The organism is Promicromonospora aerolata (assembly GCF_042682255.1).
Classification (GTDB): domain Bacteria; phylum Actinomycetota; class Actinomycetes; order Actinomycetales; family Cellulomonadaceae; genus Promicromonospora; species Promicromonospora aerolata.
Window position 1 is genome coordinate 2,043,071 of sequence record NZ_JBHUHF010000001.1, and the last position, 17,909, is coordinate 2,060,979.

Below are 17,909 nucleotides of genomic sequence, written 5' to 3' on the forward strand. Positions count from 1 at the left end.
CTCAGCCGACGACCAGGCTCAGGATGGCCAGCAGCGGGATCGAGCCCAGCCAGACGGCGGTGGTGATGCCCGACCAGCCCTTCAGGGCGGCCGTACCCTCCAGACCGGTGAAGCGGGTGACGACCCAGAAGTAGGAGTCGTTGAAGTAGCTGAACACCATGGAACCGGCGGTGCAGGCCATCGCGGCGAGCAGCGGGTCGATCCCGAGGGGCTCCAGCAGCGGCGCGGTGACCGACGCGGCCGTGACCATGGCGACCGTGCCCGACCCCTGTGCGACGCGCACCAGCGTGGCGATGAGGAACGGGACGAGGAAGACCGGCAGGCTCAGGGACGCGATGGCCTCCGCCAGGGCGTCGCCCACGCCGGAGTCGCGCAGCACCAGGCCGAAGCCGCCGCCCGCACCGGTGATGAGCAGGATGAGCCCCGCCGACGCGGCCGCCTCCGAGAGCCACGTGTGCACCCGTGTGCGCGGCGTCCAGCGCGGCAGCAGCACGTAGACGGCGAGCAGGATGCCGATGACCAGGGCGATCACGGGGTTGCCGACGAACGCGAACGGGACGGTCCACGACGACACCTCGTAGTCGCCGCTCAGCACACCCTGCTGGTTGCGGTCGATGGCCGCCGTGACGGTGTTCGCGACGATGAGCAGCAGCGGGATCAGGAGCGGCAGCGAACCGACGAACGCACCGACCTGGTGGGGCGGCTGCCCGGCCGGCGGCTCGCCGAGGGCGTTCGGGCGGTCCTCGAGCCCGGCCGGACCGGTCGGATCCCCGGGCCCGGGGTCGGTGCTCGCAGCGGTGGCGTCGATGCCCGCACCGGTGCTGCCGGTGGCCGGCGGGCCTGCTGCGCCAGGACCGTCGCCGGTGAGGACCGTCGTGCGGCCGTAGACGGCCTCCCGGACGGCGGGCACCAGGCGGTCCTCGAGCTGCGGCCCGACCCAGCGTGCGTACAGGATCACGACGGGCAGCAGGATCACGGTGAAGATCAGGCCGGTGAGGATCACCAGGCCCAGGTCGGCGCCGAGCAGACCCGAGACGGCGAGCGGCCCCGGCGTCGGCGGGACCATGTGGTGGGTGAGCGTCATGCCGCAGCCGAGTGCGAGCGCGAGGGCGACGTAGCCGCCCCGCTTGACCCGGGCGATGGAACGGGCGAGCGGGTTCATGATGACGTAGCCCGAGTCGCAGAACACGGGGATGGAAACGAGGGCCCCGACGCTGCCCATCGCCCACTCCTCGCGCCCCTTGCCGAAGGCTCGGAGGAACGCGCGGGCCAGGCTGTCGGCGGCGCCCGAGACCTCGAGGATCTTGCCGATCCCGACGCCGAGGCCGATGACCAGGCCGATCGAGGCGAGCGTGTTGCCGAATCCGGTGGTGATCGAGCTGATCGTGTCGAGCAGCGGCTGCCCGGCGACGGCCCCCGTGACGACGGAGGCAAGGATGAGTGCGACGAACGCGTCCAGGCGAGTACGCAGCACCACCACGATGATCGTGGCGATGCCGAGCAGGAGCGCGAGCAAGAGTTGGAGATCCACGACAGTCCTTCCTTGGACCGAGGACGGCGTCGTCGTTGACGCCGCGATGTGATCGAACAACGCGAGTATGCTCCCGCTTGCTGCGCGAATCAAGCATCTCAGTTGCACAGATAACGCAACACTGCAGCAGGCATGATGTCCATGTCGCGTCCGCGGGGGACGGCGAACCCGAGCTCCAGGGAGTCTGACCATGAGCATCACCAGGATCCGCGCCCAGTGGGAGCGGCACGACGAGCGCTTCGCGGCGGTCAACGGGGACGAGCACGTCAAGGTGCTCTTCGACGAGGGCAGCTGGCTCGAGGGACCCGCCTACTCGCCCGCCTGGCGCACCCTGCTGTTCAGCGACATCCCCGACGACCGGGTGCTGGCGCTGGACGAGGCGACCGGCCGGATCGGCGTCTGGCGCAGCCCGGGCGGCTACTCCAACGGCCGCACCGTCGACCGGGCGGGCCGCATGATCCAGTGCGAACAGGGCACGCGCGCGGTCACGCGCACCGAGCCGGACGGATCCGTGACCGTGCTCGCCGACCGGTGGCAGGGCAAGCGGTTCAACAGCCCCAACGACGTCGTCGAACGCAGCGACGGGACGGTGTGGTTCACCGATCCGCCCTACGGGATCCTCAACGACTACGAGGGGCACCGTGCCACGCCGGAGATCGACGGCTGCCACGTCTACCGCCGCGACCTGGACGGTTCGGTCACCCGGGTCGCGGACGACTTCGAGCGCCCCAACGGCCTCGCCTTCTCCGCCGACGAGCAGACGCTCTACATCGTCGACACCCGCCACCAGCACCTGCGCCGCTTCGACGTCGGACCCGACCTGTCACTCTCCGGCGGCGAGGTGCTCGGCACGTCCGACGCCGGCGGCTACGACGGCGTCCGGGTCGACGACGGCGGCAGGCTCTGGGTGGCCGCCCACGACGGCCTGCACTGCTTCGACCCGGACGGCACGCTGCTCGGCAAGCTGCTGCTGCCCGAGGTGTGCTCGAACCTGACGTTCGGTGGGCCCAAGCGAAACGTGCTGTACGTGACGGCGACGAACCTGCTGCTGTCGATCCGCCTCACCGTGGCCGGGCTTCGCTAGGACGCGTCGCCGGCTGCGCGGGCCCTCGGGGAAACAGGTACTCCGCGGGGTGTGTTGCTGCGCGTAGACAACGTCCACTCGCAGCAACACACCCTGCCGACGTGGGCCCCCCGAGTTGCCGGCCGATGATCAGACCGCCGGCTCCACCGCCGTCGGCGTCCCGCCGGTGATGCGGACCAGCTCGTCGAACGTCGTCGAGAAGACCGTCCTGGCGTGGCCCGCCGCCGCCCACACCTCGGTGTAGGTGGCGAGCGCCGTGTCGACGTAGGTCGGCACGGGCGCCGGGTGCCCCACCGGGGCGACGCCGCCGATGACCTGACCTGTCGCCTCCTTGACCTGTTCCTTCGATGCGCGGGTGATCGTGACGCCCACCCGCTCCCCCAGCCACGCCGTGTCCACGCGGTGCGCGCCGGAGGTCAGCACGAGGGTGGGCACGCCGTCGAACAGGAAGACGAGCGAGTTCGCGATCTGGCCCACATCGATGCCGAGGTGCTCGGCGGCCAGCGCCGCGGTGGTCGCGGCGTCGTCCAGCCAGCGGACCTGGCCGGTGGCGCCGGCCGCGGCGAGCGCGGCGGCGACCTTCTCGACGGCGGGGTGGGTCACGGAGGGAACCTGGTTCGACATGCGGTGATCCTAGGCAGTCGCACACTCCCGCGTCAGGGCGATTCGCGCCGTGCGGGCTGGGACGCGGGTCCGCACACTCCGGGAACCGGGTGCCGCCGAACCGCAACCTACGCGTCCAGGCGCCAACCCAGCAGCGCCGAACCGCAACCCACACGTCCAGACACCAACCCCGCAGCATCGAACCGCGACCCACACGTCCCGGCACGAACCCAGCGGCGCCGAACCGCAACCTACGCGTCCAGACACCAACCCAGCGGCGCCGAACCGCAACCCACACGTCCAGACACCAACCCAGCGGCGCCGAACCGCAACCCACACGTCCAGACACCAACCCAGCGGCGCCGAACCGCAACCCACACGTCCAGACACCAACCCAGCGGCGCCGAACCGCAACCTACGCGTCCAGACACCAACCCAGCGGCGCCGAACCGCAACCCACACGTCCAGACACCAACCCAGCGGCGCCGAACCGCAACCTACGCGTCCAGACACCAACCCAGCGGCGCCGAACCGCAACCTACGCGTCCAGATGAGCGCGAGCCGAAGGTTACGAGTCAATACAGAGCGTGGTGCACATGTTCCTTGCGGCTCGGCGCCGTCAGCGACTCGTACCATGCGGTTCGGCGCCTCAGAGGCGGCGCTCGGACACGGATGTTGCGGTTCGGCGCCCGAGAGGCGGAGGGCGGACACGGACGTTGCGGTTCGGCGTCCCGGGGGCGACACGGATGTTGCGGTTCGGCGTCCCCGGTCGCACGCGGACGCACAAGTTGCGGTTCGGGGGCATCAGGCGACCGCGGCGGCCTCCCCACCTCCGGCTCAGCGTGAGCACCGGGTGCGGCGGACTCATTACTGGCGATCCGACGCCACACTTACCAGCTCTGGCGCCGGGCCGACCTCGCCCGAACCAGCCCCCACCGACTGATACCGACCGATACCGGAATCGACCCCGGCGCACCCGGCCCCAGCCGGAGCAGCCGTCCCCAGCCGTCCCCAGCCGGAGCAGCCGGAGCACCCCGAGCACCCCGAGCACCCCGAGCAGCCGGAGCAGCCGGAGCAGCCGGAGCACCCGTCCCCAACCGGGGCAGCCAGAGCAGCCAGGAACAATCTCCCCGGACACCGCCAGGTCAGTACACCTAGCCCGTGGTCGCACCCTCGACCGGCGGCCCTGCGACCGGCACGCGCGCAAGGTGCCGGGAGCCGCCGCGTAGCGCTTCCGCCAAGGTCGAACCCTGACCGATCTTCCCGTCGACGATGTCCTGGACGTGTGACCGGAAGTTCGGGCACGCGGTGATGTCGTGGGCGCGGCATTCGAGAGCGTGGCGCGCCATCTCGCGGGACAGCTCCATCTCGGCCATGCGCTGCTCCAGCTCCGCGATGTGCGCCTCGAGGATCACGTGCCGGTCGTAGGCGCCGCCGTCGAGCAGCACCCGGATCTGCTCCAGGCTCATACCTGCGGCCTTGCTGCGCATGATCGTCGCAACCCGGAAGGCGTCGTCGGCGTCGTACCGGCGGCGGCCGGCCCCGTCGCGGGCAGGGCTCAGCAGACCCATGTCCTCCCAGTGGCGCAGCACATGGGTCTCCAGACCGAACCGCGCGGCGAGGTCGCCGACGGTCCAGATCTGCCGTTCTCCGGACGCGGGGGTTGACTTCATGTTGACATGAAGTCACAGGCTGGGCGTCGCCCGCAAGTCACTGCGGGCGACGACACTCGGAGGCCCTCTGTGCACACTGCTCTTTCCGGCATGACAGCCCTGGTCACCGGCGCCTTCGCCGGTAAGGGACGGAGAACCGGCAGAGCGCTCGCGTCGCTCGGTCCACGACGCCGGACGGCGGCCCTGACCACCACGCTCGCCCTGCTCGTGACCGGGCTCGCTGCCTGCGGCTCGCAGACATCTGACGGCCGGCAGCCGGACGCCCCGCCGGCCGCCGCCGCACAGTCCGACACCCCGCCGGCCGCCGAGGCCACCGCCGAGGCCACCACCCACGCCGCCGCCACCCGGGACGACCCCGCGTTCGAAGAGACGTTCCGGCACGAGTTCGCCTCGGTGGACGGCGTGCGGATGCACTACGTGACCGGCGGGAGCGGCACCCCCGTGGTCCTGCTCCACGGCTGGCCGCAGACGTGGTTCGGCTGGTGGTCGATCATGCCGGAGCTCGCCGAGCGGCACACCGTCTACGCCGTCGACCTGCCGGGGCTGGGTGACAGCACCGGCACGCCTACCGGGTACGACAAGGCCACCCTCGCGCGGTACGTGCACACCCTCGTCGCGGACCGGCTCGGGGTGCGCGACGCCCACGTGGTCGGGCACGACCTGGGTGCCGCGGTGGCGTACCAGTACGCCGCCCAGTTCCCGGCCGACACCGCGGGCCTCGGGTATCTCGACCTACCGCTGCCCGGCCCCGCCCTGGACGCCGCCACCTACCGCACGATGAGCTGGCACATCGCCTTCCACTCCCAGCCGGAGGTTCCCGAGAACCTCGTCGACGACGACGTCCGCGAGTACCTGGCGATGTTCTACCCGCAGGTCGCGTTCGAGGGAGCGGCGTTCGGCGGCACGTCGGACCGCTCCCCGTTCACCGAGGCCGAGATCGACGAGTACGCGCGAACCTACGGCCGTCCCGAGGTCCTCACGGGCGGCTTCGAGCTCTACCGCTCGCTCGACCAGGACGTCCGCGACACCACGGCAGCCGACCCGGTGGACACGCCCACGCTGCTCCTGACCGCACAGGGGCAGCTCGACCCGGTCCGGGCCACCACGGCCGGGCGCCTGACCAACATCGTGCGGGCGGCGGACGTGCCGGACGCCGGCCACTGGCTCGTCGAGGAGAATCCTGAATTCGTCACCGCTGAGCTGCTGCAATTCCTCGAGGAATGACGCGGCAGACGTCGGGTAGGCCGGAACACTCACGACGGACTACCACGGGCCGCGGACGCTCTCCAATCTCCGCTCCGGGGAGTGCCGAGCGCGCATTCCGTATGCTAGGGCCGTTGGGATCGGGCGGAACTCCGCAATACTCGGGCCATTCCGGGCATATCTTGCAGAGACTCCGAATAGCCATATTCGGCCCGTATCCCCCACCAGCGCGGCTCCCCTCGAACTGCGCACTCCGGCATTTTCACGAGCGAACAGCTCTGCGTAGAACGGGAGGGTCGCGTGACCGCCACCGGTGGCCTGCGAGTCGACGACTGGGTCGTGCATCGTCCTAATGTCGTGCGTTCGGTCGCTGCTCGGGTGCCCGGGATCGATGCCGAGGAGGCCGCCAGCCGCGCGCTGGAGAAGATGGTCCGGATCGTGTCCACCGGCGGCACGATCGAGGACCCCGCCCCGTACTGGCGACGCGCCGCGGTCAACGAGGCGATCAGCATGACCCGCGAGGCCGGACGCACCCGCCCGGTCGAGGACGACACCCTGGACGGCCTGACGCCCCCGGTCGCCGGTGCCGAGCTGGACGCGGAACGTCAGGCCGACGTCAGCATGCTGCGCTCCGCGCTGTCCGACCTGGGCGACGACGACCGGCAGATCCTGCTGGAACGGCACGTGCACGACAAGGCCGTGACCGATATCGCGGGCGACCTGGGTGTCCGCCCGCACGCCGTCACGATGCGGCTGCGCCGCGCCGAGGAACGCCTGGCCGGCGCGTTCGCCGCCGCGCACGCCCAGGGCGTCAACGAGCCCGAGTGCCGCACCACCCGCGCCGCGATGCACGACTACCTCAAGGGACGCCTCCTGCCGCGGCGGCAGCGGCGTCTGGAGGTCCACATGGACGGGTGCGGGGAATGTACCCGGGCGTTCATCGATGTGCGGGAAGTGTCCTGGATGCTGCGTGACCTCGGTCAGCATCTCGTGGCCGGCGGGCTGGTCACCGGTGCGGCCGGTGCCGGCCTCGCTGGCGTGGGTGCTGCGGGGACCCGGCCACGGTCGTTCGGCCCGAAGGAGACCGTCGTCGCCGCCGGCGTGCTGGCCGCCCTCGCGATCGGCGGCGGCGCGGCCGCCCTGATCGCCAACCAGAACGACGAAGCCCCCGCCCAGGCCATCCACGACCTCGGGCCCGCTGCCGAGCCGCCCGCTGCGCCGGACCGGCCGGAGCCGAAGCAGCAGGACAAGCCGCCGTCGATCCCGCCCCCCGACCCCCGGCCGCGCCCAGCGACCACGCCCAAGGAAGACGCCGCTCCGGCCCCGGAACCCGAGGCACCGCCGGAGCGTGAGGTGCCGGCGCCCGCACCCGAGCCGGAGCCCGAACCGGAGGCGGCACCCGCACCCCGCAGCGCCCCCGCGCCGGCACCGGTCGCCGAACGCCCGGCGCCGCAGGCCCCCGCCCCGGAACCGGCAGCGCCCGCTCCCGAACCGGAACCCGAACCGGAACCTGAGCCCGAGCCCGAGCCCGAGCCCGAACCGGAACCAGAACCACCGCCCGCCGCGACACCGCCGCCGCCCAGCCCTGGCGGCCCGCCCGGCAACCCGGACAACGCCAACGGTCGCGGCCCCACGAAGGACAACGGTCAGGGTCCGGGCAGCAACAACGGCAAGGGTCCCGGCAACAGCAACGGGAAGGGCAGCGAGAACGGACGCGGGCCGGACTCCGGCAAGCAGGCCACGAGCTGGTTCTCCGTGCCGGGCATCGCGGGCGTTCCGGGGGCGCTGCTCAGTGGCGTGGCGCTGAAACGCCGGCGCCGGCGCGGCCGGTCCGGCACCTCGGCCTAGTCCCCGGCCGCCGGCACGCCCGGCTCCAGGCCCAGGCCCGGCTCCAGGCCCGGGCGAGCACGCCCAACCCGCGGGATCAGCCCACCAGCACCACGGCGCTGGAGTAGCCATCGACCTCCGGCGGTGTCCACGCCGGTTCTTCCTCGACGTCGCCGTCACCGTCGCCGTCACCGTCGCCGCCACCATCACCGCCATCACCATCACCACCGCCAGAACCTTCGTCCCCCGAGCCGCCGCCGTCCGACCCCTCGTCTGCCGACCCCTCGCCCACCGAACCGTCCCTCACACCCGGGTCAACAGGATCGGGCTCGGTCGCGCACAGCCCGTCGATCAGCCACCCCAGGCCGTCGGTGGCCACGCACAGCCCACCGCGCAGCGTGATGCCCGCGGTGGCCGACGCCTTGGAGCGGACGTCGGTGCCCGGCACCAGCTCGTCGTGCTCCACCTCGACGGTTACCTGGAGTCTGTCGGGGTCGACCTCGATGGAGGTCAGCTCCGCCCCGTTGCGCTCGGCGAACACCTGGGCCGCCTCGGTCATCTCCTCCTTGAGCTCCGGGCCGACCAGCGCCTCCTCGGCGAGGCCCCAGAACGCCGCGGGCTCGGACACCCCGAGGCGCAGTCCGTGCAGGAGGCCCAGGTGCTGGTCCCACTCCTGGGCCGCGGCGAGCGCGGCGGCGTCGGCGGCCGTGCCCACCTCGCGGCGGTCGTTCGTCGCCGAGCCCACCATCACGATCACCAGCACCGCCGCGCTCAGCAGGCCGACGGCGACGGGGATCGTCATCACGTGCATGGACCCGCGTTCGCGGTCGTCCGACGTCGTGCGTGCCACGGTCAGTCTCCTGCCGGCGGATCGGTCACCGGCACGTCGGTGATCCGGAAGCGGTCGGGGCCGTCCACGGTCACGGTGTCCTGGCCGGTGTCCGGCCAGACGACGGTGACCAGCGCCAGCTCCCCGAGGTCGAGCGGGGTGATGTCCTCGTCGCCGAGCAGCCGGCGCAGCAGGAATCCGCCGGTCCGTTCCTCCACGACGTAGTCGAAGGGCAGCACCCGTTCCTGGGCGCCGAGCAGGGACAGGTTGTGGGGCCCAGCGGCCTCGGCCAAGGCGCCGAACATGCGGTCGCCCACGACGTGCACGTTGGCGGGCAGGAACCAGGCGGGGTCGACCGACTCGCCCTCGACGCGCTCGGCGGCGAGGGTGCCGACGAGCGCCCCTGGCCTGCGCTCCACCGACCGGACCTCGACGGTGTACTCGCCGCTGTTCGTCGCGAAGGTCACGGGGGCGTTCTTCGCCGTCGGCGCGTCCGTGGTCGGCACGTCGCTCGCGGTGTCGCTCTCCACGACCAGGCGCCCCTGGAAGTGGATCTCGACGCGCCGGTTGGCGGCGCGAGCCTCCGGGCTCATGCCGTCGACGACCGGCTCGCTCTCGCCGCGGCCCTCCTCGGTCACGGCGTAGTCGCCGCTGAGCTGGGCACCCAGGCGTTCCGCGACGGAGCGTGCCCGGCGTTCGGAGAGGTTCTGGTTGTAGGCGTCGGTGTCGACATCGTCGGTGTGCCCGACGACGTGCACGTCGCCGTCGTCCGCCTGCTCGGTGACGGAGGCTGCGGCGCGGTCCACGACCCGGCGGGCGGCCGGGGACAGCGTGTGGTCGTCGGAGGCGAAGAGGACGTCGGAGGACAGCGTGACCGTGACGTCGCCGTCCTCGGCCGACGTCGTGGACTCGGCGTCATAGGCGTGCGCGTAGGCCCGCAGCTTCGTGGTCCACGCCTCGCCGGCGCCGCCCACCTGGTCGACGGCGTCATCGAAGCCCTCGCCTGCCGGGACCACGGGAACGTGCACGGTGCCGAACCCGGGGAACAGGACGTCCACCGACTCGTTCTCCGGGGCGGCGAACACCGCGGTCGCCGCACCGCGCACGGCGGCGTCGTCGTCGACCTCGTCGTCCAGCGGTTCGATCGCCGTCGCCGGGGAGCCGTCGGGCGTCAGTGCCACGGGATGGACCACTCCGGCCGTGGTATCGAAGAGCCGCACGCCACGGCCGTCGGTGACGGAGTTACCGAGCCCGCCGAACGCGAGCAGGATGGTGGACGAGAGCAGCGGCCGCTCGGGGTCGACCGGGGTAGCGGTGAAGTCGTATCGCAGGACCGCCAGGTCGCCGTCCACCTCGACGGGACGTACCTCGAGATGCATCAACGCGTCGTGCCACTCCCGGTCGACGGCGACAGCCTCGCCGGGAGACGTGGTGTCTCCCGGCGAGGCCGTGGGTACCGGTGCGCCGGACGGGGGCTCGGTCGGCCCGCTCGGCCCTGGGTCGACCAGCCCGCAACCGGGCAGGACTCCTACCAGGCCGACCGCGAGCGCGGTGAGCATCATCCGGCGCATCAGTACCCCCGTCGTTGTTCTCAGGCCTAGTCGTCGGCGCCGTCGCCGCCACCGCCGCCCTCGCCGCCGCCGCCACCCTCGCCGCCGCCGGCACCGCCGATGTCGGTGACTGCCTCGGTGAGCTGATTGACGATCGATTCGCCGACCTTCGTGCTCGCGGCGATGACGATGCCGACGATCGCCACGACCAGCAGGACGGCTCCGACGTACTCCACGGTGCCCTGGCCGCGCTCGTCGTCGTGCGCGCGGTCCACCGCGCGCGCCACGTAACCCTGCAGGGCCACCGTGGCGGCGACTGTCTTCTCGGTCAACTTGTTCATGGGGTCCTCCACACGTTGAAGTCCGGTAGTCGGCCGTGGCTCTGGGCTGCGGCCACACCAGCAAATCTATGGAGCGACGGTCCGGGCGCCCAGGGTGCCCGGCCCTACGTGGGGGCCCGTTCTGTCTGGGCCCATGGCACTACCGGCGTCGGTGCCGGACTGCAGCCAGCGCACGATCGCCTGGCTCCGGGTGGTGACGCCGAGCTTGGCGAAGAGACTGTTCACGTGGTTCTTCACCGTCTTCTCGGAGATGAACAGGAGCGCCGCGACCTCGCCGTTCGACAGCCCGTCCGCGACCAGGTCCATCACCTCGGCCTCGCGCCGCGACAGCAGGCCGCGCACGGCCGGTGACGTGCCGGGGGCGGTCAGGCCGGCCGAGACGCCGGAGACCACCTGGCTCCCGTTCCGGCACAGCCGGATGGCGTCCACCATCGCCCCGGGCTCCAGCGCTCCGTGCACCACGTAGCCCGCCGCGCCGGCGGCGAGCGCCTCGGACACGGTCGACGGGTCGTCGGTGTGGGTCAGCATCACCACCGTCGCGCCGGAGAGCTGCGGCAGCAGCTCCAGCCCGCTCACCCGCGGCATCCGGACGTCCAGGAGCACGACGTCGACGTGGCCGCCGCGCACCAGGGCCACCGCCTCGTCGGGGTCGCCGGTGTCGACCACGGAGGTCACGCCCTCGGTTCCGTCCAGGAGGGTCCGTAGGCCCATCCGGATGATCGGGTTGTCGTCCACGGCGAGTATCCGCATCAAGCCACCTCCGCTGTCCAAGGGCGTCCGGTAGGTGCCCGGCCCGCTCGACCCGGCCCGACGGCGATCGTGCCGCCCGGTCCGGCGCCCGCTGCGCCGGGTGGTTCCGCCGCCAGCACCACCCGGACGGCGGTCCCGCCATCCGGCCCGGGGTGCCACGTGGCGTCGCCGCGGCACAGCTGCGCCCGTTCCCGGACGCCGCGCATCCCGTACCGGCGGCCGGGCGGCGTCCCGCTGGTGAGGCCTACGCCGTCGTCCGACACGAGCACCTCCAGCGTGCCGTCCGTCACGGTCAGGGTGATCTCCACGCGGGAGGCGGCCGCATGCTTGCGCACGTTCTCGAGCAGCTCGGTCACGACCGCGCGGGCGTGCTGTGCGCGGCCGGCACCGACCTCGTCCACGCCGGGCCCGACGACCACCGCGGCGGGTACCCCGGTCCGGTCCGTCCAGCGCCGGGCGACCTCGGCCACGGGGCCGGCCGTACCGTCGCGTTCGTCGCGCAGCTCGCCGAGCGCGCGCCGGGTGTGCTGGTGCGCCGTCGCGACGGCGCCGCTGAGCCCGCGCGCCACCTCGACGGTGCCCGGGCGCACGCCTTCCCGGTCGAGCCGGTCGGCAAGCCCGCGGGCGGTCAGGGCGAGCCCGGCGAGGTCGCCCGCCACCGTGTCGTGCAGGTCGCGGGCCAGGCGCAGCCGTTCCGCCAGGGCCGCCTGCTCCTCGCGTGCCGCCGCGAGCTTCGCCGACAGGAGCGACTGTCGGCGCAGCCGCCGGCCCAGGTGGGTCCCGGTCCAGGTCATGACCACGGTCAGCGCTGCGCCGGCGACACCGGTGATCAAGCCGCGCCAGCCGTCCTGGTAGGCGGTGACCTGGTACAGGCACAGGGGTGCTGCCATGATCAGGGAGAGCCGCAGCCCGGCGAAGAGCCCCCACAGGGCCGCGGTCGCCGCCGCATAGACCGCCATCAGCGGGGACCCGGCCAGCGGTAGCAGCGCGACGACCGCGACGGCGGTGTCGCCGGCCAGCAGTATCCCGTTGCGTGCGTACACCCGGCCCCGGGTGTCCCAGTTCAGCGCGGGCACGAACGAGAAGGGCGCCGCGAGCACCACGAGGAACACCCCGAGCCATCCCATGCCGTCGAGCAGTGCCAGCACCATGGCGAACACCAGGACCGCCAGCCGCACCTGGCACAGCAGCCGCACCGCGGGGCCGATGGCCCGCTGGGTCGCCGCGTCCATGGCCTGCGCCGGGCTCAGGCGCTCAGAGAAATTCACCGAGCACCCCCGCGTTCGCGATCAGTACCGCCGAAACGATCAGGATGAGCGCGCCGGGCAGGATCGTCGCCGTCACGGCCAGCGACACCATGGGCGCAGCGCGTGCCGCCTGCTGGCGGATGTTCTCCGCGTGCTCGCGTCGCACGTCGGACGCGATGCTCGTGAGCGCGTCGGCCAGCGGCACGCCCAGCTCCTCGGCCTGCAGCAGCGCGGTCACGAACGTGCCGACGGCGGCCGACCGGTTGCGTTCGCGCAAGGCAACGAAGGTCTGCCTCCGGGACACGCCCACGTTCATCTCCTGCAGCGCGGTGCGCATCTCGGCGGCCAGGGCGCCGCCGTGGAACTCGCACACCCGCTCCAGGGCCTGCCGGAAGCCCAGTCCGGCGGTCACGGTCACGCTCAGCACGTCCAGGAAGTCGGGCAGCTCGGTGTCGATCTGCTGCCGCCGGTTGTTCGCCTCCCCGAACAGCCACAGCCGCATCCAGGCGCTCAGCGCCAGCGCGAGCGGCACGCCGATGAACCACAGCCCCTGGAGCGTGAACGCGAGACCGAACAGGAGCCCCAGCACCACGAGCGCTGCCTCGCGGCGCACGAACATCGTCAGCGTGACGCCTTCCGGACGGCCGGCCCGACGGATCGAGGTGTCGAGCTGCTGCAGCCGCTGCCGCCCGTGCAGCCGTACGGCGACGGGCAGCACCGGCGCGCCGATCACGTCCAGCACCGCGGCGAACCCGCGCAGCCGCGGCGCCACCTCCGGTGCGTACTCGGCCTCGATGTCCTCCAGCCCGGTGGTGGTCAGGAGTCGGCCCGCGACCATCGCGAGCACTACCAGCAGCGCGGCGGCCGTCGCGATCAGGAGCTCCGGCACGTCACACCTCCACCCGTGCGAGCCGGCGGACCAGCACGTAGCCGACGACGAACAGGCCGGTCGCTACCAGCAGCACCACCTGGCCGGCCAGATTGGTGAGCATCTGGTCCACCACCCCAGGGCTGAAGGCGTTCATGAGCGCCACCGCACCGAACGCCATGACGATCACCGTGTACCCGGAGAACTGCGCCCCCATCGTGGCGGTCACCACCTCGCGGCGTAGCCGGCGACGCTCCTCCAGCGTCTGCCCGATCCCCGACAGGGCGGTCACCAGCTCGCCGCCCGAACGGCCCTGGATCGTCAGCGTCTGCACCAGCACCGAGAGCTCGCGGGACGGCAGCCGCTCGCTCAGCCCGGCGAGGGCGTCCTGCATGGACCGGCCGACCGCCATCTCGGCGCCGACCTGTTCCACCTCGGACGCCGCGGGCTCGGTCATCTCCGCCGCCGCGAGCTCGAGCGACCGGCGCACCGCCAGCCCGGCTGACGCGCCGTTCGCCAGCAACCGCGCAAGCTCCGGCAGCTGCGCCACGAACCGGTCCACGCGCTGCTTGCGCCGCCGGTCCAGCCAGCGCCGGACACCCACCACCACCACTGCCACCGCGAGCGCTGCCGTGGCCCAGCCGAACAACGGCAGGACGATCAGGCCCACCACCAGCGCCGCGGCCCCCGCTGCCGTGAGGAACAGGGACGGTGACCAGGTCGGCAGGCCTGCCCCGGCCAGGAGCGCCACCAGCCGCTGTCCCCACCGGGCCCGGACCAGCCGCACGTCCAGCCGGGCGAAGAGGGGGACACCGGACAGCTGGTCGAGGTCGGCGGTCTCCACCATGCGCCGCTCGGTCTCGGCATTGCTCACGAGCGTCGCCACGGTCGCTGACGCCATCACCAGCGTTGCCACCAGCCCCAGGGCAATGGACAGGAACGTCATCAGGCACCACCGCCATCGGTCTCGACCGGCTCGATCGCCGCGGGAGGCACCACCAACGCCGCACGTGGCGGCGCCGGTATGGTCTCGCCGGCCCGCTGCAGCCGTTCGACCAGCTCCGGAGGCGCAGCGGCGGGCACGAAGGTGCCGACCACCAAGCGGTCGGGGCCGATCGGGTCGGCGACGAATCGCATCAGCGGCGTGAGCGTGTACTCCTCGCGCCGCTGCGAGGTGACCGCCTGCACCTCTGTGACGCGGCGGGACCCGTCCTGGGCCCGTTCCAGGTGTACTACCAGGTCGATCGCCGAGTTGATCTGATCCCGCAGGGTCGCGGCCGGGAGGTCGAGCTCGCTCATCGACGCGAGCGTCTCCAGACGGCCCAGCGCGTCCCTGGCGGTGTTCGCGTGCACGGTGGCCACCGAGCCGTCGTGCCCCGTGTTCATCGCCTGCAGCATGTCCAGGGTCTCTCCGCCGCGGACCTCACCCACGATGATCCGGTCCGGCCGCATCCGCAGTGCGTTGCGCACCAGGTCGCGGATCGCCACCTCGCCGCGCCCCTCGACGTTCGCCGGCCGGGACTCGAGCCGCACCACGTGCCCCTGCTGGAGGGACAGCTCGGCGGCGTCCTCGATGGTGACGATGCGCTCGTGGTCCGGGATCAGGCCGGACAGGGCATTCAGGAACGTTGTCTTGCCTGAACCCGTACCGCCCGAGACGACGATGTTCAGCCGCGCTCGCACGCACGTGCCCAGCAGGCTCGCCGTGGTCAGGTCCAGGGTGCCCCGGTCCACGAGCTCGCCCATCCGGAACGGCGTCGGGAACCGGCGGATCGTCAGGGTGGGCCCGTCCAGCGCCAGCGGCGGGATGATCACGTTCACGCGCTCACCGCTGGGCAGCCGCGCGTCCACCATCGGCGACGACTCGTCCACGCGCCGGTTCACCTGCGACACGATGCGGTCGATCGTCTGGTACAGCTGCTCCTCCGACGCGAACCGGGCGGGTACCCGCTCCACCTTGCCGTACCGCTCCACGAACACGTCCTGCGGTCCGTTCACCATGATCTCGGTGATGGACTCGTCCGCCAGCAGCGGCTCCAGCACACCCAGCCCGAGCGCCTCGTCGGTGATCCGCTGGACCAGGGCGCTGCGCTCGCGCGCCGACAGCACCGGCCCGTCGACCGACAGGAGGCGGGACAGAACCCTCTCGAGCCGCACCCGCCGCTGCGCTGACGAGAGCCGGGCCAGCTCGTCGACGTCGATCTCCTCGAGGAGCCGCTCGCGGTACACCTTCGCGAGGTCGTTGTCCTCGTCGTGCCGTTCGTCGGCGGCCAGCCGGTCACGTAGCGCCATGTCGGTCCTCCCGTCTCATGCGTCGGCTTCCTCGTGTTCCGTTACCGGCGCATGCCTCGTTCCTCGCCCCACGCCGTCCGCTGCACACGTCGTCAGCCCTCCACCGGGAACGCAGCGGTTCGGGTCAGGGAGACGTCGATGATCTCCATGCCCGCCACGCCGAGCGGCGCGGAGACCTCCACCCAGACCCGGGCGGTCCCGTCGGCGACCTCGGCCCCCCGGTCCCGGAGGTCGAGCCCGTCGGGGACCGCCCGCTCCACGACGGCCTCCCAGCTCTGGCCAAGGCTGAGGGCGCGCGCGCCGTTGCGCGCCGCCTCCTGCGCGATCGACGCCGTCTGAGCCACGGTGATCCCCTGGATCGCCAGGAGTGCCACCAGCAGCATGGCGATCACCAGGCCGATGAGCTCGACCGTCGCCTGGCCGCGTTCGCGGCGCGTCTTCGCGGCCATCGGTCAGCCCTCCCGGAAGACGGTGGCCGAGGACGACGCCGACAGGTCCACACCGGGCAGGATCGTCGAGACCGTCACGTCGACGCTGACCGTGTCGGGCAGCACCTCGATGTCGGAGTCGGCAACGGCCTCGCGCAGCGCGTCCGGCAGCCGGTCGCGTACGTCGTCCCTGACCTGTTCGACGACCTCCTCGCGCGGGTCACCGTCTGCGTCGTAGTAGCCGAGCACGCCGACGGTCCGCGCGCCCTCCTGCGCGGCGGCCTGCGCGGCCAGCAGGCCTGAGGCCCAACCGATGCCCTGCACGCACAGCAGGATCACCATGAGCGCCACCAGGATCACCACCGGCAGCTCGACCGTGGACTGGCCGGCCTCCGGGTCCGCGCCCGCGCGGTCGGCACGCTCCGCCCCCGCACGCCGGCGGGCGGCGGCCTTGTCCCGGCCAGGCCGGCGAGCCGATTCGGTGACCAGGGCCTCCACCTCCGTGGGGCCGTCGGAGGCGCCCTCCTGCGCCGGGGCCTCCTCCCGCCGGATCGCCGCGGCGCCGGCCTTGGCGACCGCGGTGTGCACGGGCGTCGGCGTCTCCAGCAGCGTCGCGGTGTTGACCGCACCGGAGAACGCTGTGCCGCCGTCGGGCACGGTGAACGCGACGGGGCGTTCCACGATCCGCTCCACGAGCGCCGGGGTCACCTCGTCCCGCGGGGTGCGCCGGTTGAGCACCAGCTCCACCGCGGCGGGCCGCCGGATCGCCAGCCGGTCCCACTGCGCGAGGCTGCGCCGAGCGGCCCGCAGCGCCGGGAGGTCCGGCGTGGTGACCAGCAGCACCCGGTCGGCGAACTCGAGAGCCGTGGCGCGTGGCTCGTCCAGGTGGGTGCCCACGTCGATCACCGCGAGGCCGGACTCGAAGCGCAGTGCGCTCACGATCGACCGGGTCGCCACAGACGTCATGTCCTCGCCCCGTTCGCCCTCGCTCGGGGCGGGGAGGATCCGCAGCCCGCCCTGCACCTCGTACGTCGTCTCGCGGAGCATGCGCCCGGTGACGTCGCCCTCGACGGCAGCGAGGTCCACGATCGAGCGTCGGGTGCGCACCCCCGTGTAGGCGGTCAGGTCGCCGGCCCCGAGGTCGAGGTCGACGAGGGTGGTGTCGCCTGAACGCCCCGCACGGGCGAGCAGCAGGGCCAGCACGGACGTGCCGACGCCGCCCTTCGCCCCGGCGATCGCCACGACCTGGCCCGCCCGGCCGCCGTTCCGCTCCGCGGCGATCGACGCCCTGGCCATGGTCGACCACGACGCCACGGCCTCGAGCCGGGTCAGCACCTCCTCGAGGCCGGCGTTGCGCGCGATCACCGACCGCGCGCCCACCTCCATCGCGGCGGCCATCGCCCGGCTCATCTCGGCCGGGCCGTGAGCGTCCACGACCATCACGATGCCCGTCAGAGGCGTGGCGAGCCCGACGCTGCGGGCCACGGCGTGCCCCCGGCCGTCGTCGGCGGCCTCGTCGACCACCACGATCTCGACGTCCGGCTGCCGGTCGAGCGCCGTCAGCACGCCGGCGCCGTCGGACACCGCGGCAGCCAGCTCGAACCCGTCCGACTCCGCGAACACGTGGCCCAGGTGGTCCCTGACCTCGTGCGACGGTGTCGCGAGCAGCACCTTGGTCACCAT

General features: G+C 72.5%; 16 protein-coding genes. 3 read left to right on the forward strand and 13 right to left on the reverse strand.

The window, feature by feature from the left end; genetic code table 11:
• Nucleotide 1: 1 nt before the first annotated feature.
• Entirely contained in the window at nucleotides 2–1,531 is a 1,530-nt protein-coding gene (locus ACFSL2_RS09255) for a GntP family permease (RefSeq protein WP_377197575.1), read from the reverse strand.
• 190 nt (nucleotides 1,532–1,721) lie between these two features.
• Between ACFSL2_RS09255 and ACFSL2_RS09260 the strand changes: the two genes are divergently transcribed.
• Entirely contained in the window at nucleotides 1,722–2,615 is an 894-nt protein-coding gene (locus ACFSL2_RS09260; RefSeq protein ID WP_377197576.1) for an SMP-30/gluconolactonase/LRE family protein, read from the forward strand.
• Between the two features lie 129 nt (nucleotides 2,616–2,744).
• Here the strand turns inward: ACFSL2_RS09260 and ACFSL2_RS09265 are convergent, their stop codons facing one another.
• Together ACFSL2_RS09265 and ACFSL2_RS09270 are read right to left on the reverse strand one after the other, a co-directional pair.
• Nucleotides 2,745–3,239, reverse strand: coding sequence for a YbaK/EbsC family protein (locus tag ACFSL2_RS09265; RefSeq protein WP_377197577.1), 495 nt, complete (start codon nucleotides 3,237–3,239; stop codon nucleotides 2,745–2,747).
• Between the two features lie 1,133 nt (nucleotides 3,240–4,372).
• Nucleotides 4,373–4,891, reverse strand: a complete 519-nt coding sequence (locus ACFSL2_RS09270; protein ID WP_377197578.1) for a MerR family transcriptional regulator — start codon at nucleotides 4,889–4,891, stop codon at nucleotides 4,373–4,375.
• A 90-nt stretch (nucleotides 4,892–4,981) separates the two neighbouring features.
• On the opposite strand from ACFSL2_RS09270, the gene ACFSL2_RS09275 reads away from it, so the two are divergent.
• A complete protein-coding gene (locus ACFSL2_RS09275) occupies nucleotides 4,982–6,115 on the forward strand; it encodes an alpha/beta fold hydrolase (protein ID WP_377197579.1) in 1,134 nt (377 codons plus the stop codon).
• A gap of 279 nt (nucleotides 6,116–6,394) precedes the next feature.
• Complete coding sequence (locus tag ACFSL2_RS09280) at nucleotides 6,395–7,942, forward strand: RNA polymerase sigma factor (RefSeq protein WP_377197580.1); 1,548 nt, start codon at nucleotides 6,395–6,397, stop codon at nucleotides 7,940–7,942.
• A 76-nt stretch (nucleotides 7,943–8,018) separates the two neighbouring features.
• Here the strand turns inward: ACFSL2_RS09280 and ACFSL2_RS09285 are convergent, their stop codons facing one another.
• The 10 genes from ACFSL2_RS09285 to ACFSL2_RS09330 all read right to left on the reverse strand — a co-directional run bounded on the left by ACFSL2_RS09285 (nucleotide 8,019) and on the right by ACFSL2_RS09330 (nucleotide 17,909).
• Nucleotides 8,019–8,771, reverse strand: a complete 753-nt coding sequence (locus ACFSL2_RS09285; RefSeq protein ID WP_377197581.1) for a pilus assembly protein TadG-related protein — start codon at nucleotides 8,769–8,771, stop codon at nucleotides 8,019–8,021.
• Between the two features lie 2 nt (nucleotides 8,772–8,773).
• Nucleotides 8,774–10,321, reverse strand: a complete 1,548-nt coding sequence (locus ACFSL2_RS09290) for an OmpA family protein (RefSeq protein WP_377197582.1) — start codon at nucleotides 10,319–10,321, stop codon at nucleotides 8,774–8,776.
• A 26-nt stretch (nucleotides 10,322–10,347) separates the two neighbouring features.
• Nucleotides 10,348–10,641, reverse strand: coding sequence for a hypothetical protein (locus ACFSL2_RS09295; protein WP_377197583.1), 294 nt, complete (start codon nucleotides 10,639–10,641; stop codon nucleotides 10,348–10,350).
• A 66-nt stretch (nucleotides 10,642–10,707) separates the two neighbouring features.
• The gene (locus ACFSL2_RS09300) at nucleotides 10,708–11,391 is read right to left on the reverse strand and encodes a response regulator transcription factor (RefSeq protein WP_377197584.1); all 684 of its coding nucleotides are present in this window, start codon (nucleotides 11,389–11,391) and stop codon (nucleotides 10,708–10,710) included.
• Entirely contained in the window at nucleotides 11,391–12,659 is a 1,269-nt protein-coding gene (locus tag ACFSL2_RS09305) for a sensor histidine kinase (RefSeq protein ID WP_377197585.1), read from the reverse strand. The genes ACFSL2_RS09300 and ACFSL2_RS09305 overlap by 1 nt, the downstream gene beginning before the upstream one ends.
• Nucleotides 12,646–13,527 carry a type II secretion system F family protein gene (locus ACFSL2_RS09310; RefSeq protein WP_377197586.1) on the reverse strand — a complete coding sequence of 294 codons (882 nt, stop codon included), beginning with the start codon at nucleotides 13,525–13,527 and terminating at the stop codon, nucleotides 12,646–12,648. The genes ACFSL2_RS09305 and ACFSL2_RS09310 overlap by 14 nt, the downstream gene beginning before the upstream one ends.
• A gap of 1 nt (nucleotide 13,528) precedes the next feature.
• Nucleotides 13,529–14,452: a type II secretion system F family protein gene (locus tag ACFSL2_RS09315; protein WP_377197587.1), complete on the reverse strand. Its 924-nt coding sequence runs from the start codon at nucleotides 14,450–14,452 to the stop codon at nucleotides 13,529–13,531.
• Nucleotides 14,452–15,798, reverse strand: coding sequence for a CpaF family protein (locus ACFSL2_RS09320; RefSeq protein ID WP_377197588.1), 1,347 nt, complete (start codon nucleotides 15,796–15,798; stop codon nucleotides 14,452–14,454). Before ACFSL2_RS09320 ends, ACFSL2_RS09315 begins: the two co-directional genes overlap by 1 nt.
• 92 nt (nucleotides 15,799–15,890) lie before the next feature.
• The gene (locus ACFSL2_RS09325) at nucleotides 15,891–16,247 is read right to left on the reverse strand and encodes a TadE/TadG family type IV pilus assembly protein (protein ID WP_377197589.1); all 357 of its coding nucleotides are present in this window, start codon (nucleotides 16,245–16,247) and stop codon (nucleotides 15,891–15,893) included.
• A 3-nt stretch (nucleotides 16,248–16,250) separates the two neighbouring features.
• Nucleotides 16,251–17,909: a hypothetical protein gene (locus ACFSL2_RS09330; protein ID WP_377197590.1), complete on the reverse strand. Its 1,659-nt coding sequence runs from the start codon at nucleotides 17,907–17,909 to the stop codon at nucleotides 16,251–16,253.